Source organism: Rhizobium sp. ZW T2_16 (genome assembly GCF_044987325.1).
Classification (GTDB): Bacteria; Pseudomonadota; Alphaproteobacteria; order Rhizobiales; family Rhizobiaceae; genus Neorhizobium; species Neorhizobium cellulosilyticum.
The window spans coordinates 193862-220534 of record NZ_JBJDRG010000005.1 but is presented as its reverse complement, the minus strand read 5'-3'; the positions used below and the strand labels follow the sequence as shown (position 1 = coordinate 220534).

Here is a 26673-nt window from a genome sequence, read left to right as displayed (position 1 = left end):
CTATTCAATCCGCCAGATAACCATGATCATTTTCAGGAAACGGAGTGACACAATGCATTGCAGACTGATAGGTATTCCTCTTCAGGACGGCGCGTCCCAACTTGGCTGCGAAATGGGACCGAGCGCGCTGCGCGTCGCAGATCTTGCGGGCGCGCTCAAAGGTCTCGGCCACGAGGTCACCGATATCGGCAATGTCGTCATTGATGAGCTTCCCGACATCCGCCACCCCAACCCGGCTGTGCGCAACCTGCCGCAGATCGCCGCCTGGACGAAACTCCTGACCGATGTCGCCTATCGTGAAGCGGGCAAAGGCATGCCGATCTTCATGGGCGGCGATCATGCGCTCTCCGCCGGCACTATCGCCGGTGTCGCCCGCCATGCGGCCGATGAGGGCCGCCCGCTCTTCGTCCTCTGGCTCGACGCGCACACGGATTTCCACACGTTGGAATCCACCACCAGCGGCAACCTTCACGGCCTCCCCGCCGCCTATTACACCGGCCAGCCCGGCTTTGAAGGCTACCTGCCACCGCTTTCCCATGCCGTCGACCCGGCCAATCTCTGCATGATCGGCATCCGCAGCGTCGATCCCGCCGAACGTGAAACGATCAAACGCAATGCCGTCACCGTGCACGACATGCGCAGCATCGACGAACACGGCGTCGCCGTTCTCGTCCGGCGCTTCATCGAACAGGTGGAAGCGGCAAACGGCATGCTGCATGTCAGCCTCGACGTCGATTTTCTCGACCCCTCGATTGCGCCCGCTGTCGGCACCACCGTTCCGGGCGGCGCCACTTTTCGCGAGGCGCATCTGGTGATGGAAATGCTGCATGACAGCGGCCTCGTCACCAGCCTCGATCTGGTCGAACTCAACCCCTTCCTCGACGATCGCGGCCGCACCGCCACGCTTCTCGTCGATCTCACCGCCAGCCTGATGGGACGCACCGTCCTCGACCGACCGACAAGGAGTAACTGATGCCGGCCGAACAGAATCTCAACATCGTCCCCTTCATCAGCGTCGAGAACATGATGGATCTCGTGCTGTCCACCGGCACCGAGACGTTCCTGAAGGAGCTCGCCGCCTATGTGGAGGAGGATTTTCGGCGTTGGGAGCTGTTCGACAAGGTCGCCCGCATCGCCTCGCATTCGCGTGATGGCGTGATCGAACTGATGCCGGCAAGTGACGGCACGCTCTACGCCTTCAAATATGTCAACGGCCATCCGAAGAACACGAAAAGCGGCCGCCAGACGGTGACCGCCTTTGGCGTGCTGTCCGATGTCGAGAGCGGTTATCCGCTGCTTCTGTCGGAGATGACGATCCTGACTGCGCTGCGCACCGCCGCCACATCGGCGGTCGCCGCAAAGCACCTCGCGCCCAAGGGCGCAAAAACCATGGCGCTGATCGGCAACGGCGCCCAAAGCGAGTTCCAGGCGCTCGCCTTCCGCTCACTTCTCGGCATCGAAAACCTGCGCCTCTACGATATCGACCCGGCCGCCGCGGAGCGCTGCCGCCGCAACCTTTCGCATCTTGGTCTGAACATCACCGCCTGCCGCTCAGCGGAAGAAGCGGTTGAAGGGGCGCAGATCATCACCACAGCCACCGCCGACAAACAGAATGCAACGATCCTTTCCGACAACATGATCGGCCCCGGCGTGCATATCAACGCCGTCGGCGGCGATTGCCCCGGCAAGACCGAGCTGCACCGGGACATCCTGTTGCGCTCGTCGATCTTCGTCGAATACCCGCCGCAAACCCGCATCGAAGGCGAAATCCAGCAGCTTGCCCCCGATCATCCGGTCACCGAACTCTGGAAGGTCATTACCGGCCAGACGACCGGCCGCGAGAGCGACACGCAGATCACACTCTTCGACAGCGTCGGCTTCGCAACGGAAGACTTTTCCGCCCTCCGTTACGTCTATGACAAGCTGAAGGGCAGCACGCGCTTCGAAAAGCTCGACCTTGTGGCCGACCCGGACGAGCCGCGCGACCTTTTCGGCATGTTGCTGCGCCGGCAGGCGGCTGCGCAGACTTCACCGGAAGCGGCTATCGCCTAACCCCGGCTAGTCGGATTACGGCCCATATCGATCTCCCCCGGACGTCCATCGAGCTGAAGATGCGAAATCTTCGGCTCGGTGCGGGCGATCACCTTGCCGCAACGGATCACGGCCAGCCGCGTCGGCTTCAGCCGCAGCGCTTCCAGCACGTCCTCCGCCTGCAGCATGACGAGATCGGCATTGCAGCCGACCGACAGGCCGTAGTTTTCCAGCCCCATCGTCTTTGCCGAATTGACGGTCAGCGCATCGAAAATCTTCTTCTTGTCTTCGACGCCTGACATCTGCGCCACATGGATCGCCATATGGCCCACTTCCAGCATGTCGCCTGAACCCATCGAGTACCAGGGGTCCATTACGCAGTCATGGCCGAAGGAGACATTGAGGCCCGCCGCCATCAGCTCGCGCACCCGCGTCATGCCGCGGCGCTTCGGATAGGTGTCGTGGCGACCCTGCAGCATGATGTTGATCAGCGGGTTTGGAATGACGTTGATCTCGGCTTCGGCCATCAGCGGGATCAGCTTCGAGACGTAATAATTATCCATCGAATGCATCGAGGTCAGGTGCGAACCGGCAACCCGGCCCTGCAGACCGAAACGCACGGTCTGGGCCGAGAGCGTCTCGATATGGCGAGACATCGGATCATCCGTCTCGTCGCAATGCATGTCGACCGGCAGACCGCGATCGGCAGCAATACGGCAAAGCGCTTCAACGGACGCCGCACCATCCTGCATGGTCCTCTCGAAATGCGGAATGCCGCCGACGATATCGACGCCCATGTCGAGCGCCCGTTGCAGCGACTTGACCCCGTCCGCCGCGCGAAAATATCCGTCCTGCGGGAAGGCGACGAGCTGCAGGTCGATATAAGGGGCAACACGCTCCTTCACTTCCAGCATGGCTTCCGCCGTGACGAGGCGCGGATCGGACGTGTCGACATGGGTGCGGATATGCAGAAGGCCTTGGGAGACGGCGAGATCGCAATAGGCAACCGCCCGCTGGACCAGCGCTTCCTTGGTCAAGAGCGGACGAAGCTCGCCCCAGAGCGCAATGCCTTCCAGCAGCGTGCCGGAGGTGTTCATCCGCGGCAGGCCGAGCGACAGGGTGGCATCCATGTGAAAATGCGGATCGACGAAGGACGTGCTGACCAGCCGGTTGGTCGCATCGATCGTTTCCCGCGCTTCGCCTGCAATATTGGCCTCGATCGCGGTGATCTTGCCACCGGTGACGGCGATATCGACGCCCTTGCGGCCATCCGGCAGGTTTGCGTTCTTGATGATGAGATCGAACATAAAAGACTCCTCGAATTAAATCGTCAGCGCTCGCCGCGCCGATAGGGCTGCATCAGCGCCTGCGGCACGCGGGCACGCCGCGCCATCACCGCAAGCGCTGCAATCGACAGCAGATAGGGGATCATCAGGAAAATCTGGTAGGGCACGACGCCGCTCAGCACCGTCTGCAGCCGAAGCTGGAAGGCATCGAACAGCGCAAACAGGATCGCGCCAAGCAACGCCCGCTCCGGCTTCCACGAGGCGAAGACGACGAGCGCGATGCAGATCCAGCCGCGCCCCTGCACCATCGTGGGGAAGAAGCTGTTGAAGGCCGAAAGCGTCAGGAAGGCCCCACCGACGCCCATCAGCGCGCTGCCGAAAATCACCGCCCCATAACGGATCGCCATCGGGTTCAGCCCCTGCGCTTCCGCCGCATGCGGGTTTTCGCCTGTCATTCGGATAGCAAGTCCCACCGGCGTGCGAGCAATCAGATAGGCGAGCGCGATCGCAAGCCCAATCGCCAGATAGGTCGGCGCCGTCTGGGTGAAGAATGCCGGACCGAAGAAGGACAGATCGGAAAGAACCGGAATGTCGAGCGGCTGGAACGGCTCGATCGTCGGCGGCGTTCCAGCCACCGGCACCATCAGCCGGAAGACGTAATAGGCAAAGCTCGAGGCAAACAGCGTCACGCCGAGACCAGAGACATGCTGCGACAGGCCGAGCGTCACCGTCAGCACCGAATGCAAAAGCCCGAACATCGCCCCGCCCAGTGCGGCAACCAGCAACCCAACCCACAGATCCGCGCCATTATAGACGGCCAGCCAGCCGAGCATCGCGCCAAACGTCATGATCCCCTCGATGCCGAGGTTCAGCACGCCCGCGCGTTCGGAAATCAACGCGCCGAGCGTCGCAAGGATCAGCGGCGTGGCGATACGCAGCACGGCGGCCCAGAGGCCGGCAGAGGCGAGGATGTCGAAAAGCGCGCTCATCGGCGTATCCTGTATTGCGTGAAGAACACCGCGACCAGCATGGACAGCAGCGACAGCGACACCGTCACATCGGCAATATAGGTCGGAATGCCCATGCTGCGGCTCATCCCGTCTGCGCCGACGAACATCGTGGCGGTAAACAGCGCCGCCAGCACGACCCCGAGCGGGTTGAGGTTGGCGAGCATGGCAACGACGATGCCGGAATACCCATAACCGGGCGAAAGATCGGTCGTCACATAACCCTTGACGCCGAGAACCTCGATCGTGCCGGCAAGACCCGCCAGACCACCGGAAATCATCGCGACGATCACCAGCGTCCGCCCCAGCGGCACACCGGCGAAAACGGCGCCGGAGGGGTTGAGGCCCGCAGCGCGCGACTGCACGCCGAACACCGTGCGCGTCTGGACGAAATAGATCAGGAAGGCGATCACCACCGCAATGCCGAGGCCGATATGCAGCCGCGAGCGGGCCAGCAGTTTAGGCAGGCGGGCGGCGGCATCCACCGCTTCCGACTGCGGCCAGCCGAATGCCGCCGGGTCTTTCAGCACGCCATCGATCAGCATCGAGACGAACAGAAGTGCGACGAAATTCAAAAGCAGCGTCGTCACCACTTCATCGACGGAAAAGCGCAACCGCAGCCACAACGGCACAAGCAGCAGAACCATGCCGGCAAACGCGCCGACGATGAAAAGCAACGGGATCTGCAGCAGTGACGGCAAGCCGGCAAACAGATGCGCGCTGGCCGCAGCGGCGGCAATCGCTCCGAGATAGAACTGCCCCTCCCCGCCGATATTCCAGAGCCGCGCACGGAAGGCGACGGCAGCGGCAAGTCCGGTCAGGATCAGCGGCGAAGCGCGTGTCAAAGTCTCGGTCGCGGAAAGCCGCGAGCCGAAGGCGCTGGTCAGGATCTTCCAATAGGCCTCGAAAACCGGCGCACCGGCAGCGGCGATCAGCACGCCTGCTATGGCAAGCGCTGCAATCACGGCGAGGATCGGCGTTGATATGACCAGCAGCGTCGAGCGATGTTCGCGCCTCTCAAACCGCATCGGACGCACCTCCCCATTCCCCGGCCATCATCAGCCCGAGCCTTTGTGCATCGACATCCTCGGCATTCACGGAGGGTGACAGCCGCCCGCCGACAATCGCCTGGATCCGGTCGGCCAGCGCCATCACCTCGTCGAGATCCTCGGAAATCAGAAGCACGGCGGTACCTGCCTTGCGCGCCTCAAGAATACGTTCATGCACGGCCGCCACGGCCCCTTCGTCCAGTCCACGCGCCGGCTGCGCCGCAAGCAGGATTTTCGGGTGCTCGATCAGGTTGCGGCCAAGGATCAGCTTCTGCATGTTGCCGCCGGATAAGAGCCGGATACGGCTGGTCGGCGTTCCACCACGCACATCAAAGCCCTCGATGATCCTTGTCGCAAAGGCGATCCCCGCCTTGCGATCGACCAGTCCGGCCTTGGAAAATTCCGGTAGCCTTTCCAGCACCGCATTTTCCCAGATCGCCATCTCGCCGATCGCGCCGTCGCGATTGCGATCCTCTGGAATGCGCCCGATACCGGAGGACACGGCATCCGCCACCGTCAGGTCGCCGACACCCTTGCCGAACAGGACCAGATCGCCGGCGCTGCGGCCGATCGTACCGCTCAAGAGCTGCGCCAGCACCGCCTGCCCGTTACCGGACACACCGATAATGCCGAGCACTTCACCAGCTCTCAGCCGGAAATCGACGGATTTCAGCCGATCCACGCCGCCGGAGCGCACGGTAATACCCGCCGCTTCCAGCACGATCTCGCCCGGCGTCGAAGCCTCGCGCACCGGGCGCGTCACCTTGCGGCCAACCATCAGTTCGGCAAGTTCGGCCTTGCTGGTATCGCCCACCTTGCGCTCGGCGACTTGTCTGCCGCCGCGCAGCACGACGATGCGGTCGGCCGTCGCCATCACCTCGTCCAGCTTGTGGGAAATGAAGATCAGCGACAGCCCCTGCCGCGCCATATCCTTCAAGGTCGAAAACAGCGTCTCGGCTTCGAGCTTGGTCAGAACCGCCGTCGGCTCGTCGAGCACAAGAATGCGCGCATCGTTATAAAGCGCCTTCAAAATTTCGACGCGCTGCTGCTCGCCGACCGAAAGATCGCCGAGCCGCGCATCCGGATCGACCTTCAGCCCGAAACGCTGCGAAATATCGAGAAGCTTTTTACGCCCGGCAGAGAAATTGGAACCGAGAGACCAGAGGCTTTCCGTCCCGGTCATGACGTTTTCGAGCACGGTCAGGTTCGGCGCCAGCGAAAAATGCTGGTGCACCATGCCGACACCGGCGCGGATCGCGGCGCGCGGCTTTCCCGGCGGCAGCATCTGCCCCATCACCGAAACGGAACCCGTGTCCGGCAAATAATGGCCGAAAAGAATGCTCATCAGCGTCGTCTTGCCGGCGCCGTTTTCGCCGAGCAGCGCAACGATCTCGCCCTTTGCGAGCGACAGCGAAATATCGTCATTGGCAAGATTATCGCCAAAACGCTTGCTGACATTTCTGATGTCGAGAACGGTATCCGTCATCGGTCGAGGCCTGTGATTGGGAAAGGGTGCGACCAGCGTTGTTCGCCCTCAAGCCTTGCGGCAAGGGCCAGAAGCAGCGCCTCCTGCCCCATAGGAGCTATCATCTGCACCGGCAAGGGCAGACCGGCCTTATCCACGCCGAAAGGCAGGGTAATTGCCGGGAAACCGGAGATATTGGCAATCGCCGCAAGCGGGGCGAAAGAACTCATGCGGGCAAAATGCAAGTCGGTATCGCGGTGATCGCTCGGAAAAGACCCGATCGGCCTTGGCGCAGACGCCAGCATCGGCGTCAGCAGCACGTCAAAACGGTCGAACAGCGCATGCAGATCGCGGCTGACATAAACCATCGCCTGCACCAGATCCCAGACCGCAACGCCGCTCATCCGGCCGCCCTCTTCGGCAACCGCCTGCGTCATCGGTTCCCACAGAGCAGCATCGATACCGGGCAGCTTCGCAAGGCTTGCGAGATTGATGGCAATCACATCGCGAAATGCCCTGCCCGATGCTTCAATGACCGCGCGAATATCGCTCCATGCCAGTGAAACGATCTCGTGCCCCTCCGCCTCCGAGACACGGGCAGCATCCGCAACGGCCTCAGCACGAACCGGATCGATCGCAAAATCCGATCCAAGCTCCGTCAGCAGCCCGATTTTAAGCTTCCCGGCCTTGGCCACGGCCTGCTCGACCGGCGGATAAGGCCCGCGCGCAGAGCCTGCGAGCACCGAAAATGCCCGCTCCACATCGCGAACCGAGCGGCATACGGCAAGTTCGCTGGCAATGCCGCCGAGATGGTTGGTAAACAGCGGCCCCGCCGCCATCGCCCCGCGCCCGGGCTTCAACCCCACCAGACCACAACAGGCGGCCGGAACGCGGATCGACCCACCGGCATCGGTCGCATGCGCAATCGAAACGATGCCGGCCGCGACAGCAGCAGCGGCTCCACCGGAGGACCCGCCGGATGTCAGCGATGGATCAAGCGGATTTTTCGATATCGGGCCGATCAGCGGCTCGCTTGCTAAGGACAGGCCGAATTCCGGGGTCGTTGTAATCCCGAACAGACAGAAACCAGCATCACGATAACGGGCCGCGAGATCGGAATCCGCCTCGCCGCCTTGCCTCGGCAGGGACTTCGATCCAGCGCTGACCGGAAATCCCTTGAACGGCCCGCCAAGATCCTTGGCAAGCGTCGGCACACCGCCGAACGGCCTGAATTTGCGTTGCTCGACAGGCAGCGCATCGAAGGCATCGGCCGAGGCCAGTCCCTGTTCGGTATCGAGATAACATATGGCGCCGAGCGCCTCGTGTTTTTCGGCTGCGGCAAGCGATCTTTCCATCGCCTGCCGCGCCGTCAGTTGTCCGCAGCCGATCGCTTCGGCAAGTGCTGTCGCGTCGGCATGCATCGGTCCGGCTTACTTCGGCTCGTTCATGTTGCGCGGCACTTCGAACGTACCGGCCTTGATCTCGGCGCGCTTGGCTTCCATCGCAGCCTCGGCATCTGCAGGCGCTACGCCCTTGACGAAGGCGATGTCGCTGCCGCCCTCTTTCAGAAGACCGAAGGGGGTGTAGTCCTTGCCGACCGGCTTGCCGGCCGCAACATCGGCGATGGCCGCATTGAGGATCGGGCGGAAGCCCCAGAGCGCGTTGGCGAATACGGTTTCCGGATAACGCGGCGTGTAGTCGATCAGCGAGCCGACGGCCTTGATGCCGCGTTCCTTCGCGGCATCCGCCGTGCCGATACGTTCGCCGAACAGGATGTCCGCGCCGGCATCGATCTGGGCAAGACCTGCCTCGCGTGCCTTCGGCGGATCGAAGAACGTGCCGATGAACGAGACAAGTACCTTGGCGTTCGGGTTGACGGCCTTTACACCTTCGCCAAAAGCGTTGATCAGCATGTTAACTTCCGGGATCGGCATGGCGCCGACGGCGCCGACCGTGTTGCTCTTGGTTATCTTGCCGGCCAGCATGCCGGCGAGATAGGCGCCGTCATGGTTCCAGGTACCGAAGACGCCAAAGTTATCGCCGGCCTGCTTACCGCTGGAGCCGAGAACGAAGGCGGTTTCCGGATATTCGCCAGCCACTTCACGGGCTTCGCTTTCGACAGCATAGGCTTCACCGATGATCAGCTTGTTGCCCTGTTCGGCATATTCGCGCATCGCGCGGCCATAATCGGTGCCCGAAACGCCTTCAGAGAAGACATATTCGATCACGCCTTCCTTGGCGGCTTCCTGCAGGGCTGCATGCAGAACCGAGTTCCAGGCGTTTTCCACCGGCGATCCGTGAATGCCGGCCACTTTCAGCGGAGCAGCACGCGCGATGGAAGGAAGAAAAGCGCTTGCGCCGACGGCGGTAGCCGACGCGATCAGTGCACGGCGGGACAGTTTGAATTCATGCGTCATGGACGGAAATCCCCTCTTTTTGTATGGTCAATTCTGTAGGCAGCGCACAAAACAGTGTCAAGCAAACTGACTGCTCATCAAATGAGCATCCATGACAATCTTCATCGTCGCGCCGAAGGGACGCTTAGTCTCAGCCGGGCATGATTTCCATGCGACCAAGATGGTTCGATCGACCATATCACGGCTTCGTGATCGATATTTTGCGCCCATGGCCGAACAGCCGCAAGCCCCTGTCATTTAAGGTCATCGTCACACATTCAGGCAGCAACGCAAAGGCTTCAACTTAATAGAATTGTGTTTTTTTATGGACATTTACCCCCCTCCTCCCTACCTTTCGAAACGTAGCTGGCCGATCGAAGGTATTGCCGAGAGTAAAACCAGATCGATCCGCCAAACATGTTTTTCGCAGCCTTCTTGATGCGTTTCGTCGCATCGGCTGCAGCTCATATCCGCGGCGGCGATATTGTTTCGCCGCTTTTTGTTGTCTTGATATCCTTAGCGCCGATCAAGCGGGCGCTGCATTCGGGAAATCACAAAAGGAGAATGCCCGCGCTATCGAGCCCGGGCCCAGTATTGAATGGCTTTTGCAACTGAAAATGACGCGTCGGCTGAGCCGGCTCCGACCAAGATCAGTCTCAACAATGTCTACAAGGTTTTCGGCGAGCGGCCTGAAAAGGCCATGGAGATGGTCCGCGCCGGCAAGACAAAATCGGAAATCCACGCCCAGACCGGCTGTTCGGTCGGCGTCAACAATGCCAGTTTCGACATCAAGGCCGGCGAAATCTTTGTCATCATGGGCCTGTCGGGTTCCGGCAAATCCACCCTTCTTCGCCTTCTCAACCGTCTGATAGAGCCGACTGCCGGTTCGATCGAGATCGATGGCCGCGACATCACCAAGATGTCCCGCCGCGAACTGATCGATGTCCGTCGTCGCGATATCAGCATGGTGTTCCAGTCTTTCGCACTGTTGCCCAATCGCACGGTTCTCAACAACGCCGCCTTCGGGCTGGAAGTTGCCGGCGTCGGTGAAGCCGAGCGCAAGGAGAAGGCGCTCGCAGCCCTCAAGGCCGTCGGTCTCGATGGTTACGCCGACAGCATGCCCGACCAGCTTTCCGGCGGCATGAAGCAGCGTGTCGGCCTTGCCCGCGCGCTTGCCAGCGAGCCGACCATCCTTCTGATGGACGAGGCGTTTTCCGCACTCGACCCGCTGATCCGCACGGAGATGCAGGACGAACTCGTTCGCCTCCAGGCCGAGCAGAGCCGCACCATTGTCTTTGTCAGCCACGATCTCGACGAAGCCATGCGCATCGGCGATCGGATCTGCATCATGCAGAACGGCAATGTCATCCAGGTCGGTACGCCGGACGAGATCGTCATGAGCCCGGCTAACGATTATGTCCGATCCTTCTTCCGCAATGTCGATGTAAGCCAGGTCTTCAAGGCCGGCGATGTCGCGCGCAAGACGCAGATCACCATCATCGATCGCCAAGGCACCACGGCTGCTGCGGCGCTGGAGCGGATGAAGCATTATGACCGCGAATATGCGATCATTCTCGGTCGCGACAAGACCTATCACGGTGTCGTCAGCCAGACCTCGCTGATCGAAAAGATGCGGGCCAAGGCGGCCGATCCCTATCGCGGCGCATTCCTGTCCGAGATCGAGCCTATCCCGGCCGACGAGCCCCTGTCGAATGTCCTCGGCAAGGTCGCCGCAAGTCCGTGGCCGGTTCCAGTGGTCGACGAGACCAAGCGCTATCTCGGCTCCATCAGCAAGTCGACGCTGCTCGAAACGCTTGACCGCGCCAGTTGATCGCCAAGCAGGATCCTGAGCCTTTCCCAATAACCGGCCAACCACCGGAGACAGACTTATGAATTTCGATATCGGAGACGGCATCGACGCCGCCGTCAATTACGTTCTGGACAACTTTTCGCCCTTCCTCGACTTCATCGCCAGCCTGATCGGTTTCGTGACCGGCAATATTCAAAACGCTCTCGTCGGCATCCCCTTGCCGATTGGCATAGCTATCTTCGTCCTTCTGTCCCTCTGGAGAGTGGGTCTCGGCTTCGGCATTCTAACGGGCGTTGCCCTTTGGCTCGTCAATCACATGGGCCTGTGGAGCGCGATGATGGAAACCCTGTCGCTGGTCATCGCGTCTACGCTGATGGCCATGCTGATCGGCCTCCCGCTCGGCATCGCCATGGCGCGCAGGGATACGGTCGCAACCATCGTTCGCCCGATCCTTGACCTGATGCAAACCATGCCGGCCTTCGTCTATCTGATCCCGGCTGCGATGTTCTTCGGCCTCGGCGCCGTACCGGGCGCGATCGCCACCGTGATCTTCGCCATGCCGCCCGTCGTGCGCCTCACCAATCTCGGCATCCGCCAGGTGCATGCCGAATTCATCGAGGCCGGCAACGCCTTTGGCTGCACCTCGACACAGCTTCTGTTCAAGGTACAGCTGCCCAACGCCATGCCATCGATCATGGCCGGCATCAACCAGACGATCATGCTGTCGCTGTCGATGGTGGTGATCGCCTCGATGATCGGTGCCGGCGGCATCGGCAACACGGTCTTGACCGGCATCCAGCGTCTCGACGTCGGCACCGGTTTTGAAGGCGGCCTTGCCGTCGTCATCCTGGCCGTCATCCTCGACCGGCTTACCCAATCCCTCGGAAAGCCCCGCGCCGCCTTCTGGAGCGTGCTTTTCAAAAAGACCGAGCGCGAGCAACTGGCAACGGCGACCGCCTGAGCCGATCCCGCGCCGAACCATGCGGGTGCCAAACCCGCGAATTCAAACTCCCAAGAAGGAGCATGCATGTTCAAGTCGTTTTCCAAAACCCGCAGGGCGACACTTACGGCAACGCTCGGACTTGCCGCGGCACTCGTCGGCGGTTCTGTCATGCCGACCATGGCGCAGGACGCCAAGACGGTTAAGCTCGGTTTCGCGCCGTGGTCCGACGCCGAATTCGTCACCAAGCTTGCAGCCAAGCTGATGACCGACAAGCTTGGCCAGAAGGTCGAACTGGTCCAGACCGACGTGGCGCCTCTCTACCAAGGCGTCAGCCGTGGCGATATCGACGCGATGATGATGGCATGGCTGCCGGCAACCCATGCCGACTATTACGACAAGGTGAAGAACCGTGTCGAAACGCTCGGCACAGTGTATGACGGCGCCAAGCTGGGCTGGGTCGTCCCGACCTATATTCCGGAAAGCGAGATCGCCTCGATCGAGGATTTGAAGAAGCCGGACGTGCAGAAAAAGCTCTCCGGTACGATCCAGGGCATCGATCCCGGTGCCGGCCTGACACGCCTTTCGCAGCAGGCCGTGAAGGATTACGCGCTCGACGACTACAAGCTGCAGATTTCCAGTGAAGCCGGAATGCTGACGACGGTCGACCGCGCAATGCGTGGCGAAAAGTGGTTCGTCGCCACGTCCTGGAGCCCCCACTGGATGTTCGGCAAATATAAGCTGCGCTACATCGACGACCCGAAGAAGTCGCTCGGTGAAGCCGAACATGTCGACATTCTCGCCTCGAAGGATTTCAAGACCGAAAACCCGAAGGCCGCAGAATTCCTGTCGCGCATGAAGGTGCCGCTCGATGACCTCGAGGCCGCCATGTTCAACGCCCAGGAAACCTCTTACGACGAGGCCGTGGCGAAGTATATCGAGGACCATCCGGACCAGATCAAGGCCTGGGTCGGCGACGAAGGCTGAATAGCGGCGGCCGCTCGCCTGACGAGCGGCCGCACTTCACCTGTGGGGACACCTGATGAGCAATCGCAAATTCCAGCCCGCCTACGGCATTGACGACACACTGGGGGGCCGTATCTCCCTGGCGCGCGATGCGCGGGATATCTCGGTAGAGGAGGCGGCGCAGACCCTCGGGATTGAACCCGTAACGTGGTCAGATTGGGAAAACGACCGTTCAGAACCGCTCTTCGACCGCCTCGAGATGATGGCGAGCGTTTTGCAGGTGAGCGTCGCTTGGTTGGCGGATGGCCGGGGAACAGGACCGCGCTGGAGTTGATACCCGCGCATCACAGCAAATGCCGGCAGCTTTCCGATTCTACAGCCCCTAGACCGTGTTGCTGCGAAAGCTGGCCAGCAATCTCCTGACCTTGTCACTGCCGTCCTTGCTGAGATCGAACTTCTGGCCGTAAAGCAGCCAGTCCCAGCAAATACCCTTCATCAGCCATTTGAACGTCTTGCTGGCCGAATGCGGCGTCCACGCGGCGGCGAGCCGGTTGTCGTTCGCGGCTCGCTCCAGAATGCTCTCCAGATAGCTCGTATGTTCACGATCGAGCTTGTCCAGCTCGTCCATCACCGGCTGGAATTCTTCCGTGAAATTGGTCCGCAGCAGTATGGAAAGCAGCCGTTGGCGATGCCTGTCCTCGGCCAGCACCTGCAGCCAGTCACATGCCATCTTTTCCACGAGAGACAACGGATCGCGGCCGTCATCGCATGGCGCATCGACATCCGCCATGTTGACACGCGGAAGATCGGCCGCGTTGTAAAGCTCGAGAAACAGATCGCTCTTGCTGTTGAAATGCCAATAGATAGCGCCGCGGGTCACGCCGGCTGCCGTCGCGATTTCATCAAGCGTGCTGGTAGCGACGCCCTTCTCGAAGAAGAGTTTTTCAGCCGCCGCAAGGATCGAGCAGCGCGTCTCGGCGGCCTCTGCCTTGGTTCGTCTCATCCCTCCTCCTTTCCATCATGCCCGAATACTCCACGCTATCGGGCCAAGGTGGTGGTTACCCCCGGAAAGCTGAGCTTCCGGGGGTAACAATCTTAATGTGTCGACGTGCCGTTCTTGGCTTCGTACTTGCCGCCCATCGGTTCTGCGCGGGCGCTCTTGCTGAACAGCCTCATGACAAACATGAAGAAGGCCGGCACGAAGAAGATCGCGAGAACGGTGGCGGAGATCATGCCGCCGAGAACGCCGGTACCGATGGCGTTCTGGCTGGCAGCACTTGCGCCGGTGGCAATCGCCATCGGCACGACGCCGAGGGTAAACGCCATCGACGTCATCAGGATCGGGCGGAAGCGAAGATGCGCCGCTTCCACAGTCGCCTCGTAAGTCGTCTTGCCTTCGGCGCGCAGGTCCTTGGCGAACTCAATGATTAGGATCGCGTTCTTGGCAGACAGACCGACGATCGCGATCAGCCCGACGAGGAAGTAGACGTCGTTGGGCATGTTGCGGATCATCACCGCAGCCACGCAACCGATGACACCAAGCGGAACCACCAGCATGACCGAAATCGGGATCGACCAGCTTTCGTAGAGTGCCGCCAGAAGCAGGAAGACGAACAAGATCGAGAGCCCGATCAGCGCGGGAGCCTGCGAACCCGACTGGATTTCCTGCAGTGACTGGCCGGTCCATTCGTAACCAAAGCCGCTCGGCAACTGCCCGGCGAGGCGCTGCATTTCCGCAATCGCATCACCCGACGAATAGCCCGGGCCGGCCTGGCCGGCGATACGAACCGACGGATAGCCGTTGTAACCGACGACCTGGGACGGGCCGCGCATCCACTCGACCGTTGCGAAGGATGACATCGGCACCATGCCGCCGCTGGCATTACGGACGTTCAGCTTTAGAAGATCCGCCGTCTGCATGCGCTGATTGCCGTCCGCCTGCACCGTCACACGCTGCATGCGGCCCGCGTTCGGGAAGTCGTTGACATAGGACGAGCCGAGATTTGCGGTGATCGTGGAGTTGATGTCTCCGAAGGTCACACCAAACGTGTTGGCCTTTTCGCGATCGATCAGAAGGTTCACCTGAGCCGCATCCGGCATGCCTTCGATACGAAGGCCGGCAAGGATAGGGCTCTTGCGAGCTTCCGCCATCAACTGGTCACGCGCGGCAGCAAGAGCGGCCTGCCCAACGCCCGCACGGTCCTGAAGGCGGAAGGTGAAGCCGGACGAGTTACCAAGACCCTGGATCGGCGGCGGCGACAGCGAAAACGCGATTGCATCGCGAATGCCGAAGATCTTGCCGTTGATCCGCTGGGCCAGCGCATTGGCGCTGTCTTCCGGTCCGCGCTCGCTCCAGTCCTTCAGCGTGATGAAGGCGAGACCGGCGTTCTGACCGGAACCCGAGAACGAAAAGCCGTTGATGGCGATGATGCGATCGACAGCCTTTTCCGCCATGGCGATCTTCTCGATCTGCGAAATGACGTCGATCGTACGGTCGGTGCTGGCCTCTGCCGGCGCCTGCACGTCGACGATCAGAAAGCCCTGGTCTTCGTTCGGCAGGAACGATGTCGGCAGCTGGATATAAGCCCAGCCGAGACCCGCGACCAGCGCAAGATAGATGATCATGAAGCGGCCTGAGCGCTTGATGATGCCGCCGACAGTGCTCGAATAACCGTGGGACGCCTTGTTGAAGCCGCGATTGAAGAGGCCGAAGAAGCCCTTCTTCTCGTGGTGACCTTCCTTGATCGGCTTGAGGAACGAGCCGCACAGTGCGGGCGTCAGCGAAAGCGCGAGGAAGCCGGAAAACAGGATCGACACGACCATGGTCAGCGAGAACTGCTGGTAGATGATGCCGACGGCGCCCGGGAAGAAGGCCATCGGCACGAACACCGCCGTCAACACCAGCGTGATGCCGATGATGGCGCCGGAAATCTGCCCCATCGCCTTGCGTGTCGCTTCCTTCGGCGACAACTTTTCCTCGGCCATGATGCGTTCGACGTTTTCGACGACGACGATCGCGTCATCGACGAGAATGCCGATCGCCAGAACCATCGCGAACATCGTCAACACGTTGATCGAGAATCCGGACGCATACATGACAGCACAGGTGCCGAGCAGCGCGACAGGCACGACCAAGGCCGGAATGACGGTGTAACGGATGTTCTGCAGGAAGATGAACATGACGACGAAGACGAGAATCATCGCCTCGATCAGCGTATGGATAACCTTCTCGATCGACACCGCCACGAACGGGCTGGTGTCGTAAGGAATCTCATACTGTACGCCGGCGGGGAAATACCCTGACAGTTCCTCCATGACCGCCTTGACGCCTTCCGAGGTCGCAAGCGCGTTACCGGTCGGCGACAGCTGGATACCGATGGCGGCACTCGGCTGACCGTTCAGGCGGCTGGAGAAGTTGTAGCTTTCACCACCAACTTCGACACGGGCAACATCGCGAAGACGAACCGACGAACCATCGGGATTGGCGCGCAGCACGATCGCACCGAACTGCTCGGGCGAGGTGAGCTGCCCTTGGACATTGACGGTGGCCGAAATCTGCTGGCCGATCGGGTTCGGCGTCGCACCGATGCGGCCGCCGGCAACCTGGGCGTTCTGCGCCGAGATGGCACTGACGATATCCGCGGAGGTCAGGCTGAGGCCGACCATCTTGTCGGGATCCATCCAGATACGCATGGAGCGCTGGGTGGCAAACAGCTGGGCGCTGCCGACGCCGTCGACACGGCGGATTTCACCGATGACGTTACGTTGCAGATAGTCGCCGAGACCGATCGCGTCGGTATTGCCGTCAGTCGCGGTCAGAGAGACGACCATCAGGAAGGACGTGCCGGCACGCTCGACGCGAATACCCTGCGAGGTAACGGCCTGCGGCAGACGCGGCTCGGCGCGTGCGATGCGGTTCTGAACTTCGACCTGCGCTTCACCGATATTGGTACCGGGGGCGAAAGTGACGTTGATCGAGATACGGCCGGAGGATTCGGACGTGGATTCGAAATAGATCAGTCCCGGAACACCGTTCAGCTCGTCTTCGATCGGACGCGTGACGCTCTGGTAGATGTTTTCAGGAGACGCACCAGGATAGCTGGTGGAGATGGAGATCTGCGGCGGTGCGACATTCGGATACTGCGCGATCGGCAGCATCGGGATAGCGAGCACGCCCGCCAGCATGATAAAGATCGCGACGACCCACGCAAAGATCGGCCGATCGATGAAGAAACTTGCCATACGATCGGGTCCTTACTTCTGTGCTGCCGGCGCTGCGCCTGCGGCTTCTGCCGCAGGCTTTTCCGGGTTCCAAGGCTGCGGATTGACGGTTGCGCCGGGTGCAGTCTTCTGGAAGCCATCCGCGATGACCTGGTCGCCGGCCTTCAGTCCCTGCGAGATGACCCAGCGATCGCCGAGCGCACGACCGACATTGACGCGGCGCTGTTCGACCTTGTTGCCTTCACCGACGACAAGCACGCTTGCCTGACCACCCGGATCACGCTGAACCGCTTGCTGCGGAACCGCAAAGGCTTCCCTCTCGACACCCTGCTGGATCTGGACGCGCACATACATGCCCGGCAGAAGGTCCCCGTCCGGATTGGGGAATTCGCCACGCAGTGTCACTTGGCCGGTCGTCTCATCGACGGCGGCTTCGGAGAACAGCAGGCGTCCCGTCTGGGCGTAGGGGGTGCCGTCATCGAGAAGCAGCTTTACTTCCGCCTCATTGTCGCCGGTCATCAACTTGCCGTCTTCGAGCGCCTTGCGCAGGCGGATCAGGTCGGCAGCCGGCTGGGTAAAGTCGGCATAGATCGGATCGAGCTGCTGGATGGTCGCAAGATTTTCGGTGCTGTTGGCGCTGACAAGCGCGCCCTCGGTGATCAGCGCACGACCGATGCGGCCGCTGATCGGCGCGGTGACCTGCGAATATTGCAGATTGAGATTTGCCTGTGCGAGGCCGGCCTCGGCAACGGCAACCTCAGCATCGGCCTGCGCCAGCAGGGAGATCGCGTTGTCGAATTCCTGCTGGGAGGCGACATTGGAGCGACGCAGCTGCTGCTGACGATCGGAGGTCTGGCGCGCCTGCAGCTGGGCTGCCTTGGCACGTGCTACGGTAGCCTTGGCGCTATCGACCTGAACCTGAAAAGTGGCCGGATCGATCCGGTAAAGAACATCACCGCGATTGACATGCGAGCCCTGCTCGAAGACCTGCTCGACAACGATGCCGGAGACACGCGGGCGAACTTCGGCAAGCCTTGTCGGAGAGATGCGGCCGGGCAATTCGTTGATGATCGGCAGGGATTCAGCGGCAATCGTCATGACGCCGACCGGGCTGGGCGGCGGCGCCTGCTGGGCCTGCCCCTGCTGCTCCTGCTGGCACCCTGCCAGAAATGCGAGACCAGACAAAAGTGCGAGAGCGCGCAGCGGCGTCTTTTGCATCGGAAAGCTCCAACTGAAGGGGGAGAAAATTTACATACAAACTAATACGTATATAAATTATCGCAAGTTGATTTTGAATATCACAGTGGTTGAGCAAGGGCATATCACTGCATGCCAGAATTGCTCAACCGAGAAGCGTCGCGACAACCCGCAGAAACATGCGTCATTACCGCCCAAGCGATCCGCAAAGCCAAAAATCAACAAATAAAATAATGAAATCAGTATCTTGATCGGTATTATCGAGGGAATACAATCGCCTCGATAGCATTGGATACGGCCGTGCCGCCCGATGCAACAGCCTGCCACCAATCTAACATAGTTTTGATGAGAAGCAGCCACAAATTTGAAAACGGGCAGGGAGATTACTGTGGGTGAGTGCCGTACCGCGCCAGCATGAACATCATTTAATCTTTGCTGCGTTGACAGGCCGGCGGCGAAAAACAATATCGGTACTCATCGGTTTTACAAAGGTTGAGTATCTCGAATGCGTCTCAAGACGGCCCTGCCACTCCTGCTTACCGCGCTTGTCATCATAGGTGTCGGCACCGCCTTTACACTGTCGTCATCGGCCTCCACCCCGGCAGTGCTGACTACGCCCGTGGCGCGCGGCAATGTGGAATCGACGGTTCTCGCAACGGGCACGCTCAAGCCATCACGGCTTGTCGCCGTCGGTTCGCAGGCATCTGGTCGCATTACCTCGCTGAAGGTTGCCGTCGGCGACACGGTGAAGGCGGGCGATCTCATCGCGCTCATTGATTCCACTACGCAGGACAACGCGCTGAAAACCGCCAATGCGGCACTTGCCAATGTTCAGGCGCAGCGCAACGAGCGCGTCGCAGAGCTGGAGAACGCCAACCTCACCCTCGCTCGCCAGCAGGCGATCTACGAGAAACAGGCAGGCTCCCGCGCCGATCTGCAGACCGCCGAAGCCGAAGTGAAGGTCGTCACGGCACAGATAGAGGCGCTCGATGCGCAGATCACAGAGGCCGAGGTTGCCGTCGAGACGGCGCAGGCGGATGTCGGTTATACGCGGATCAGCGCCCCGATGGACGGCACGGTTCTCGCGATCGTCAACCAGGAAGGCCGCACCGTCAACGCCACGCAATCAGCCCCCACCATCGTTGCGCTTGGCGACCTGACCCGCATGACCGTCCGTGCCGAGATTTCGGAAGCCGATATCACCCGCGTCGAAGCCGGGCAGAAGGTGCGCTTCAACGTCATCGGTGACCGGGCGAGATCCTATGACGCAACGCTTGCGGCAATCGAGCCTGCCCCGGAATCGATCGTCGATGACAGCAGCGTCGCCACCTCCAGCACCGGCTCGTCATCTTCGTCGTCCTCATCCTCTTCGGCGATCTATTATATCGGCGTCTTCGACATCCCAAACGAAGACGGTCGTTTCCGCACCTACATGTCTGCGGAGGTCAATATCATCCTCGGTTCGGCAGCAGATGTGCTCACCATCCCATCCTCCGCCCTGCCGGAAACCGCCGCGACGGGCAACGCTCAGGTCCGCGTCGAGAAGGACGGCAAAATAGAGGCCCGCAAGGTCGAGATCGGCCTCAACAACAAGATCACCGCCGAAGTGAAGTCCGGCCTCTCCGAAGGCGAGCGGGTTGTGATCAGCGAAGGCTCCGCCACGCCGTCGGCATCCAGCCGCCGAGGCGGCCCGCCGCCGATGTTCTGATTGGGAGGCAAGCGATGACCGAACCCCTGATTTCGCTTTCCGGCCTGCGCCGCGACTATGCTTCCGGCGATGGCACGATCACCGTCCTGAAAGACGTCGACCTGACCATCGAAAAAGGCGAGATGGTCGCGATCATCGGCGCCTCCGGCTCCGGCAAGTCGACCCTGATGAACATTCTCGGACTGCTCGACCGGCCGACCGAAGGCACCTACAAGATTTCCGGCCGCGAAACCTCGGCCCTCGACAACGACGACCGCTCGGCACTGCGGCGCGAGCATTTCGGCTTCATCTTCCAGCGCTATCATCTGCTGGACGAAATCTCGGCGATCTCCAATGTCGAGATCCCGGCGGTCTATGCCGGCCGCGACCGCAGCCAGCGGCGTGAACGGGCAGCCGCCCTGCTCGGACGCCTCGGCATGGCGAATCGCACCGAACATCGGCCGGGCCATCTCTCCGGCGGCCAGCAGCAGCGCGTGTCGATTGCCCGCGCGCTGATGAACGATGCCGACGTGATCCTGGCGGACGAGCCAACCGGCGCGCTCGACAAGGCAAGCGGCGAGGAAGTCCTGCGCATCCTGGACGAGCTGCATGCCGAAGGCCGCACGATCATCATCGTCACCCATGATGCGACGGTGGCAGCTAGAGCCGAACGTATCATCGAGATCTCTGACGGACGGATCATTTCCGATACCCGCTCCAGGGAGCTTCCCGCTCCGGTCAAGGAAACAGCGCCGCGAACCGCCGCCCCTGCCAACCGCGTCGGCGCCGGTTTGGATCGTTTTCGCGAAGCCTTCCTGATGGCCTGCAAGGCGCTTAAAGCACATCGCATGCGCTCCTTCCTGACCATGCTCGGCATCATCATCGGCATCGCCTCGGTCATCTCGGTCGTGGCGCTCGGCACCGGCAGCCAGCAGAAGGTGCTGGCAAACATCAGCAGTCTCGGCACCAACACGCTGGAAGTCTTTCCCGGCAACGGCTTTGGCGACATGCGATCAGGCCGGGTGAAGACCCTTGTGGTCTCCGACGCCAATGCGCTTGCCAAACTGCCCTATATCGCCGCCGCGACGCCAACGGTCTCGACCAGCACCACGGCACGCTTCGGCGCAACCGAAGCCAATGCCCTGATCAACGGGGTCGGCAGCAGATATTTCGAGGTCAAGGGGTCGAAACTCGTCGCCGGCCGCTTCTTCGACGATGCCGGCGTGCAGGCCATGGAACAGGATGCGGTCATCGATGAAAATACCGCAAAAACCCTGTTCGGTAGCGATACAGCCAAGGCAATCGGCCAGGTGTTTCTGGCCGGCAGCGTGCCGTCGCGGGTGATCGGCGTGATCTCGTCGCAGCAGGGCGGTTTCGGCTCCAGCGACAATCTCTCGATCTACCTGCCCTATACCAGTGTGCAGACCCGTTTCACCGGCGACCAATCGCTGCGCAGCATCACGCTCAGGATCAGCGACGATGCCGACACGAGCGTCGCCGAACAGGCGGTCACCACCTTCCTTACCGGCCGCCACGGCACGAAGGACTTTTTCGTCTTAAATACCGACGACATCCGCCAGACCATCACCAGCACGACACAAACGATGACGCTGCTGATCGGCGCGATCGCGGTCATTTCGCTGATCGTCGGTGGCATCGGTGTGATGAACATCATGCTGGTCTCGGTGTCGGAACGGGTCAGCGAAATCGGCGTGCGCATGGCGGTCGGAGCCAGACGACAGGATATCCTGCAGCAGTTCCTGATTGAGGCCGTGCTCGTCTGCCTGATCGGCGGCGTGCTCGGCGTGGCGCTCGCGCTTCTGTTCGGCGCGACATTCAGCCTGTTCGGTTCGAGCTTCAGCCTTGTGTTCACGACTGCACCCATCGTTCTTGCAGTAGTCTCGTCCTGCCTCATCGGCATCGCCTTCGGCTATCTTCCGGCACGCAACGCGTCGCGACTTGATCCGGTGGCGGCTCTTGCGTGATGCCGGCGAACAGCCGACACTGCGGTTGATGGATAACAACGACACGATGCCCGAAATCAAACGTTCAAGGGGACGCCCGAAAACGCAGAGCGACGACGAGCGCCGCCAGGCGATCGTCGAGGAGGCCCAGCGCACCTTCGTCGAACTCGGCTATCGCGGCACCACGACCGATATCGTGGCGGCGCGATGTCATATCTCCAAGCAAACCCTCTATCGGGTATTCAAAAGCAAGGCGGATCTCTTCCTCGCGGTCGTCGGCTCGCATCGCCGGATGATGCTCGCTCTGCCGCGCCCCGAAGATGAAGACAGGCCCGTCGACGACGTTTTAGCAGATATCTTCATGATCGACATCGATGAGGCAGCGGAACGGGAACGCGAAGCCTTCATCTCCTTCGTCATACGGGAATCGCAGCAGGTTCCCGAACTGGTCGATATTTTGCACCGAGAGGGTGTCGACCGATCACGAAAGCTTCTCGCGGAATGGCTCGATCTTCAGGTGGCCCGCAAGACGCTTGCGATCGACAACACATTGAGCGGTGCCCGGATGCTGATGGATCTCCTGTTCGGCGGCATGGCCGGGCCGGGTAGCCGCGACTGGAAGGACCGGGCGGATCGGAACCGCCATCTGCGGCGCTGCATCGGCGTCTTTGTCCGGGGAAACCAGCCTCACTGAAGGTGCGCACCGACATTCAGCAAAAAGTTGCATTGACCGTGGTCAATTCGCCATGACGCGATAAGTCTATCGTCACGGGAACATTTGCAATTGCCTGGGGGCAGTGATGACGAAATCCGCAAGGGGATGGGTCTGGGGCGTAATCGCCGTCGTGTTGGTTGCTATCGGCTATTACGCTTGGACGGTTTTCCGCGGCGACAGTCTTCCCGCAGGCTTTACCTCCAGCAACGGCCGCATCGAAGCGGTGGAAATCGACATCTCCACCAAGACCGCTGGCCGGCTGAAGGAGTTGATGGTTCGCGAAGGCGATTTCGTTAAGGCGGGCCAGGTTCTGGCCAAGATGGATACCGCCCAGCTGGAAGCCAGCAAGCGTCAGGCGGAAGCACAGCTTCGCCGCGCAGAAATTTCCGTCGATACCGCCCACAGCCTCGTCGCCCAGCGAGAGGCCGAACGAAAATCAGCCCTTGCCGTCATCGAACAGCGCAAGGCGCAGCTCGACTCGGCGCAAAAGACCAACGCCCGCTCGCGGCAACTGCTCGCCAACAATACCGTTTCGCAGCAGGTGGCCGATGACAGCGAGGCGGCCGAACAGGCGGCCCGTGCCACGCTCGCCTCGGCGGAAGCATCCCTTGCGGCTTCCGATGCCGCGATCAACGCTGCCAAGGCGCAGGTGGTTGATGCAGAAGCGGCCGTCGACGCTGCAAAAGCCCAGATCGACAGCGTTGATACAGATATCGCTGATAGCACGCTGACATCGCCGCGCGACGGCCGGGTCCAGTACCGCGTCGCCCAACCGGGAGAGGTTTTGTCCGCCGGCGGCCGCGTTCTCAATCTCGTGGATCTCGGCGATGTCTACATGACCTTCTTCCTGCCCACCGCGCAGGCCGGCCAAACCCCGATCGGCTCCGACGTCCGCCTCGTCCTCGACGCGGCGCCCCAATACACGATCCCGGCAAAAGTCTCTTTCGTTGCCGATGTCGCGCAGTTCACGCCGAAGACGGTGGAGACGGAGGAGGAACGCCAGAAACTGACTTTCCGGGTGCGGGCGCAAATCCCTCAGGAACTGCTCCAGAAATACATTCAATACGTCAAGACGGGCCTTCCCGGCATGGCCTATGTCCGGCTAGACCCGCAAGCCGCATGGCCGGAAAATCTCGAACGCAACCTCGTGAAGTGACGGCGCCGAGATGGACGCCGCCGGCAAACAAGCCCCAAGCGACAGCAAGCCGGTAGTCCGGCTGCAGCAGGTATCGCTTGCCTACAAGAAGACGGTCGCCCTCGACGACGTCTCGATCGACATCCCCTCCGGCTGCATGGTCGGCCTGATTGGGCCGGACGGCGTCGGCAAGTCGAGCCTGCTCTCGCTCGTCTCCGGCGCCCGCGCGATCCAGAAAGGCAAGGTCGAAGTTCTCGGCGGCGACATGTCCGACGCTCGCCACCGCGACACCACCTGCCCGAAGATCGCCTATATGCCGCAAGGGCTGGGCAAGAACCTCTATCCGACCCTGTCGGTCTTCGAGAATGTCGATTTCTTCGCCCGGCTGTTCGGCCAGGACAAGGCCGAGCGCGAGGCACGCATCAAGGAACTGCTCGAAAGCACCGGCCTAGGCCCCTTCGCGGATCGACCGGCAGCAAAACTCTCCGGCGGCATGAAACAGAAACTCGGCCTCTGCTGCGCCCTGATCCATGATCCCGATCTTCTGATCCTCGACGAGCCGACAACGGGCGTCGATCCCCTTTCCCGAAGACAGTTCTGGGAACTGATCGATACGATCCGCGCCGGCCGCCCCGGCATGAGCGTCATCGTCGCCACCGCCTATATGGAAGAGGCCGCCGGCTTCGACTGGCTTGTCGCCATGAACGGCGGCAAGGTTCTCGATACCGGCACGCCGGCCGAACTGCTGTCGCGCACCGGCACCGACAATCTCGACGCCGCCTTCATCGCGCTTCTTCCCGAAGCCGAGCGCCGCGGCCATGTCGATGTCGTCATCCCGCCGCGCCAGCATGACGGAGCGGAAGACTACGCCATCGAGGCGAGCCATCTCAGCATGCGCTTCGGCAGCTTTACCGCAGTCGACAATGTCAGCTTCCAGATCCCGCGCGGTGAAATCTTCGGCTTTCTCGGCTCCAATGGCTGCGGCAAGTCGACGACGATGAAAATGCTGACCGGGCTTCTCGCCGCCAGCGAAGGCGAGGCAAAGCTCTTCGGCCGCACGGTCGATGCCAGCGACATGGCCGTGCGCCGCCGTGTCGGCTACATGAGCCAGGCCTTTTCGCTCTACAGCGAACTCACCGTGCGCCAGAACTTCGATCTGCACGCCCGCCTGTTCAAGCTGCCGGAAGACAAGATCCCGGCACGGATCGACGAGATGGCCAGCCGCTTCGGCCTTGCCGACGTCATGGAAACGCTGCCCGACGGCCTGCCGCTCGGCATCCGCCAGCGCCTGTCGCTTGCGGTTGCGATGATCCACGCGCCTGATGTGTTGATCCTCGACGAACCGACCTCCGGCGTCGATCCGATCGCCCGCGACGCCTTCTGGCAGATCCTTGCCGATCTCTCCCGCAAGGACAATGTCACCATCTTCATCTCCACCCATTTCATGAACGAGGCGGAACGCTGCGACCGCATCTCGCTCATGCATGCCGGCAAGGTGCTGATCAGCGACACGCCGGACGGGATCGCCAGAAGCCGCAATGCCGCAACGCTCGAAGAGGCTTTCATCGCCTATCTGGAAGAAGCTTCTGGAATCACGCCATCGGAAAAGGAAGCTGATCCTGCGCCAGCAAAGCTGCCCCTCTTGCATGACACCCTCGCCCCGAAAAGGCGCCGCCTCTTCGATTTCCGCCGCATGTTCAGCTATACGCGGCGCGAGACGCTGGAACTGCAGCGCGATCCGATCCGCGCCACGCTCGCCGTCCTCGGCAGCGTCATCCTGATGTTCGTCATCGGCTACGGCATCAACATGGATGTCGAGGATTTGACCTTTGCCGTTCTCGACCGCGACGACTCAACGATCAGCCGCGACTATGTGCTGGATATCGCCGGATCGCGCTATTTCATCGAGAAGGAGCCGCTGCGCGATTATGCCGACATGGACAAGCGGATGCGCGAAGGCGAGATCAGTCTGGCGATCGAGATCCCGCCCGGCTTCGGACGCAACGTGCTGCGCGGCGACACCGTCGAGATCGGCGCCTGGATCGACGGCGCCATGCCGCAGCGGGCCGAAACCGTCAGCGGTTACGTCCAGGGCATGCATGCCAACTGGCTGAACCGCAAGGCGAAGGAGATCAACGGGGCCGCGGCCACGCAAGGGGCCTTCTCCATCGAAACCCGCTTCCGCTACAATCCGGACGTCAAGAGCCTCGTCGCGATGGTACCGGCGGTCATCCCGCTCCTTCTGATCCTCATTCCCGCCATGCTTTCGGCCCTCAGCGTCGTGCGCGAAAAGGAACTGGGCTCGATCATCAATCTCTACGTCACGCCGGTAACCCGGCTGGAATTCCTGTTCGGCAAGCAGCTGCCCTATATCGTGCTCGGCATGCTGAATTTCGTGCTGCTGGTCGCTTTCGCCACGCTGATCTTCCGCGTGCCCTTCACCGGCAGCTTCATCACCTGTGCGACGGCCGCTCTCCTCTACGTCATCATCGCAACCTCGATCGGCATATTGATGTCCACCTTCATGTCGAGCCAGATCGCCGCCATCTTCGGGACAGCACTTCTGACGCTGATCCCCGCCACGCAATATTCCGGCATGACCGACCCGGTCTCCTCGCTTCAGGGTGCGGGTGCCCTGATTGGCCAGATCTATCCGACCAGCTATTTCATGACGATCTCGCGCGGCACCTTCTCCAAGGCGCTGGATTTTGCCGGGCTGGCTGGTTCCTTCGTGCCGCTTCTGATCGCCATCCCCATTCTGGCCGCGCTCGGCGCGGTGCTTCTCAAGAAGCAGGAGAGCTGAC

Annotated in this window: 20 protein-coding genes; 11 read left to right on the top strand and 9 right to left on the bottom strand. The window is 61.3% G+C overall.

Annotated features, from left to right (window positions below):
• Window positions 1-52 precede the first annotated feature (52 nt).
• Both rocF and ACI3K0_RS15760 read left to right on the top strand, forming a co-directional pair.
• A complete protein-coding gene (gene rocF, locus ACI3K0_RS15765) occupies window positions 53-973 on the top strand; it encodes an arginase (RefSeq protein WP_148145095.1) in 921 nt (306 codons plus the stop codon).
• Window positions 973-2052, top strand: a complete 1080-nt coding sequence (locus ACI3K0_RS15760) for an ornithine cyclodeaminase (protein ID WP_148145096.1) — start codon at window positions 973-975, stop codon at window positions 2050-2052. Before rocF ends, ACI3K0_RS15760 begins: the two co-directional genes overlap by 1 nt.
• Here ACI3K0_RS15760 and ACI3K0_RS15755 read toward each other — a convergent pair.
• Genes ACI3K0_RS15755 through ACI3K0_RS15730 form a run of 6 tightly spaced genes read right to left on the bottom strand, consistent with a single transcriptional unit; the run spans window position 2049 to window position 9255 of the window.
• Entirely contained in the window at window positions 2049-3338 is a 1290-nt protein-coding gene (locus tag ACI3K0_RS15755; RefSeq protein ID WP_404945606.1) for an amidohydrolase family protein, read from the bottom strand. The two genes, ACI3K0_RS15760 and ACI3K0_RS15755, sit on opposite strands and share 4 nt — an antisense overlap.
• Window positions 3339-3361: 23 nt before the next feature.
• Complete coding sequence (locus ACI3K0_RS15750) at window positions 3362-4306, bottom strand: ABC transporter permease (RefSeq protein ID WP_404945605.1); 945 nt, start codon at window positions 4304-4306, stop codon at window positions 3362-3364.
• Window positions 4303-5352, bottom strand: a complete 1050-nt coding sequence (locus ACI3K0_RS15745; protein ID WP_148145099.1) for an ABC transporter permease — start codon at window positions 5350-5352, stop codon at window positions 4303-4305. The genes ACI3K0_RS15750 and ACI3K0_RS15745 overlap by 4 nt, the downstream gene beginning before the upstream one ends.
• Window positions 5342-6859, bottom strand: coding sequence for an ABC transporter ATP-binding protein (locus ACI3K0_RS15740; protein ID WP_404945604.1), 1518 nt, complete (start codon window positions 6857-6859; stop codon window positions 5342-5344). The genes ACI3K0_RS15745 and ACI3K0_RS15740 overlap by 11 nt, the downstream gene beginning before the upstream one ends.
• Entirely contained in the window at window positions 6856-8259 is a 1404-nt protein-coding gene (locus ACI3K0_RS15735) for an amidase (RefSeq protein ID WP_148145101.1), read from the bottom strand. The genes ACI3K0_RS15740 and ACI3K0_RS15735 overlap by 4 nt, the downstream gene beginning before the upstream one ends.
• Window positions 8260-8268: 9 nt before the next feature.
• Window positions 8269-9255 carry a BMP family protein gene (locus tag ACI3K0_RS15730; RefSeq protein ID WP_404945603.1) on the bottom strand — a complete coding sequence of 329 codons (987 nt, stop codon included), beginning with the start codon at window positions 9253-9255 and terminating at the stop codon, window positions 8269-8271.
• A 577-nt stretch (window positions 9256-9832) separates the two neighbouring features.
• On the opposite strand from ACI3K0_RS15730, the gene proV reads away from it, so the two are divergent.
• The 4 genes from proV to ACI3K0_RS15710 all read left to right on the top strand — a co-directional run bounded on the left by proV (window position 9833) and on the right by ACI3K0_RS15710 (window position 13284).
• Window positions 9833-11065: a glycine betaine/L-proline ABC transporter ATP-binding protein ProV gene (gene proV / locus ACI3K0_RS15725; protein WP_404945602.1), complete on the top strand. Its 1233-nt coding sequence runs from the start codon at window positions 9833-9835 to the stop codon at window positions 11063-11065.
• 58 nt (window positions 11066-11123) lie between these two features.
• The gene (locus tag ACI3K0_RS15720; RefSeq protein ID WP_404945601.1) at window positions 11124-12005 is read left to right on the top strand and encodes an ABC transporter permease; all 882 of its coding nucleotides are present in this window, start codon (window positions 11124-11126) and stop codon (window positions 12003-12005) included.
• A gap of 66 nt (window positions 12006-12071) precedes the next feature.
• Window positions 12072-12971 (top strand): glycine betaine ABC transporter substrate-binding protein, encoded by a 900-nt coding sequence (locus tag ACI3K0_RS15715; protein WP_404945600.1) that lies wholly within the window; start codon window positions 12072-12074, stop codon window positions 12969-12971.
• Window positions 12972-13026: 55 nt separating this feature from the next.
• Window positions 13027-13284 carry a helix-turn-helix transcriptional regulator gene (locus tag ACI3K0_RS15710; RefSeq protein WP_148145104.1) on the top strand — a complete coding sequence of 86 codons (258 nt, stop codon included), beginning with the start codon at window positions 13027-13029 and terminating at the stop codon, window positions 13282-13284.
• 48 nt (window positions 13285-13332) lie between these two features.
• Here the strand turns inward: ACI3K0_RS15710 and ACI3K0_RS15705 are convergent, their stop codons facing one another.
• From ACI3K0_RS15705 to ACI3K0_RS15695, 3 genes are all read right to left on the bottom strand, one after another.
• Window positions 13333-13953, bottom strand: coding sequence for a TetR family transcriptional regulator (locus ACI3K0_RS15705; protein WP_404945599.1), 621 nt, complete (start codon window positions 13951-13953; stop codon window positions 13333-13335).
• 92 nt (window positions 13954-14045) lie between these two features.
• The gene (locus tag ACI3K0_RS15700; protein WP_404945598.1) at window positions 14046-17192 is read right to left on the bottom strand and encodes a multidrug efflux RND transporter permease subunit; all 3147 of its coding nucleotides are present in this window, start codon (window positions 17190-17192) and stop codon (window positions 14046-14048) included.
• Between the two features lie 12 nt (window positions 17193-17204).
• Window positions 17205-18389 carry an efflux RND transporter periplasmic adaptor subunit gene (locus ACI3K0_RS15695; protein ID WP_148145107.1) on the bottom strand — a complete coding sequence of 395 codons (1185 nt, stop codon included), beginning with the start codon at window positions 18387-18389 and terminating at the stop codon, window positions 17205-17207.
• A 484-nt stretch (window positions 18390-18873) separates the two neighbouring features.
• Here ACI3K0_RS15695 and ACI3K0_RS15690 point away from each other — a divergent pair, with 484 nt between their 5' ends.
• The 5 genes from ACI3K0_RS15690 to rbbA all read left to right on the top strand — a co-directional run bounded on the left by ACI3K0_RS15690 (window position 18874) and on the right by rbbA (window position 26672).
• A complete protein-coding gene (locus tag ACI3K0_RS15690) occupies window positions 18874-20076 on the top strand; it encodes an efflux RND transporter periplasmic adaptor subunit (RefSeq protein WP_183685709.1) in 1203 nt (400 codons plus the stop codon).
• Between the two features lie 14 nt (window positions 20077-20090).
• A complete protein-coding gene (locus tag ACI3K0_RS15685) occupies window positions 20091-22040 on the top strand; it encodes a MacB family efflux pump subunit (RefSeq protein WP_404945597.1) in 1950 nt (649 codons plus the stop codon).
• Between the two features lie 28 nt (window positions 22041-22068).
• Window positions 22069-22713 (top strand): TetR/AcrR family transcriptional regulator, encoded by a 645-nt coding sequence (locus ACI3K0_RS15680; RefSeq protein ID WP_206826852.1) that lies wholly within the window; start codon window positions 22069-22071, stop codon window positions 22711-22713.
• A gap of 106 nt (window positions 22714-22819) precedes the next feature.
• On the top strand, window positions 22820-23890 hold the full coding sequence (locus ACI3K0_RS15675; protein ID WP_183685706.1) for an HlyD family efflux transporter periplasmic adaptor subunit: 1071 nt from the start codon (window positions 22820-22822) through the stop codon (window positions 23888-23890).
• Between the two features lie 10 nt (window positions 23891-23900).
• Window positions 23901-26672 carry a ribosome-associated ATPase/putative transporter RbbA gene (gene rbbA / locus ACI3K0_RS15670; protein ID WP_404945596.1) on the top strand — a complete coding sequence of 924 codons (2772 nt, stop codon included), beginning with the start codon at window positions 23901-23903 and terminating at the stop codon, window positions 26670-26672.
• The last annotated feature ends 1 nt before the right edge of the window (window position 26673 follow it).

Coding starts and splice junctions, on each gene's coding strand:
- ACI3K0_RS15705 (WP_404945599.1), bottom strand. CDS start 13,953: ATGAGACGAACCAAGGCAGAGGCCGCCGAGACGCGCTGCTCGATCCTT.
- ACI3K0_RS15740 (WP_404945604.1), bottom strand. CDS start 6,859: ATGACGGATACCGTTCTCGACATCAGAAATGTCAGCAAGCGTTTTGGC.
- proV (WP_404945602.1), top strand. CDS start 9,833: ATGGCTTTTGCAACTGAAAATGACGCGTCGGCTGAGCCGGCTCCGACC.
- ACI3K0_RS15720 (WP_404945601.1), top strand. CDS start 11,124: ATGAATTTCGATATCGGAGACGGCATCGACGCCGCCGTCAATTACGTT.
- ACI3K0_RS15680 (WP_206826852.1), top strand. CDS start 22,069: ATGGATAACAACGACACGATGCCCGAAATCAAACGTTCAAGGGGACGC.
- ACI3K0_RS15685 (WP_404945597.1), top strand. CDS start 20,091: ATGACCGAACCCCTGATTTCGCTTTCCGGCCTGCGCCGCGACTATGCT.
- ACI3K0_RS15750 (WP_404945605.1), bottom strand. CDS start 4,306: ATGAGCGCGCTTTTCGACATCCTCGCCTCTGCCGGCCTCTGGGCCGCC.
- ACI3K0_RS15755 (WP_404945606.1), bottom strand. CDS start 3,338: ATGTTCGATCTCATCATCAAGAACGCAAACCTGCCGGATGGCCGCAAG.
- ACI3K0_RS15695 (WP_148145107.1), bottom strand. CDS start 18,389: ATGCAAAAGACGCCGCTGCGCGCTCTCGCACTTTTGTCTGGTCTCGCA.
- ACI3K0_RS15745 (WP_148145099.1), bottom strand. CDS start 5,352: ATGCGGTTTGAGAGGCGCGAACATCGCTCGACGCTGCTGGTCATATCA.
- ACI3K0_RS15700 (WP_404945598.1), bottom strand. CDS start 17,192: ATGGCAAGTTTCTTCATCGATCGGCCGATCTTTGCGTGGGTCGTCGCG.
- ACI3K0_RS15715 (WP_404945600.1), top strand. CDS start 12,072: ATGTTCAAGTCGTTTTCCAAAACCCGCAGGGCGACACTTACGGCAACG.
- ACI3K0_RS15730 (WP_404945603.1), bottom strand. CDS start 9,255: ATGACGCATGAATTCAAACTGTCCCGCCGTGCACTGATCGCGTCGGCT.
- ACI3K0_RS15710 (WP_148145104.1), top strand. CDS start 13,027: ATGAGCAATCGCAAATTCCAGCCCGCCTACGGCATTGACGACACACTG.
- ACI3K0_RS15675 (WP_183685706.1), top strand. CDS start 22,820: ATGACGAAATCCGCAAGGGGATGGGTCTGGGGCGTAATCGCCGTCGTG.
- rbbA (WP_404945596.1), top strand. CDS start 23,901: ATGGACGCCGCCGGCAAACAAGCCCCAAGCGACAGCAAGCCGGTAGTC.
- ACI3K0_RS15690 (WP_183685709.1), top strand. CDS start 18,874: ATGCGTCTCAAGACGGCCCTGCCACTCCTGCTTACCGCGCTTGTCATC.
- ACI3K0_RS15760 (WP_148145096.1), top strand. CDS start 973: ATGCCGGCCGAACAGAATCTCAACATCGTCCCCTTCATCAGCGTCGAG.
- rocF (WP_148145095.1), top strand. CDS start 53: ATGCATTGCAGACTGATAGGTATTCCTCTTCAGGACGGCGCGTCCCAA.
- ACI3K0_RS15735 (WP_148145101.1), bottom strand. CDS start 8,259: ATGCATGCCGACGCGACAGCACTTGCCGAAGCGATCGGCTGCGGACAA.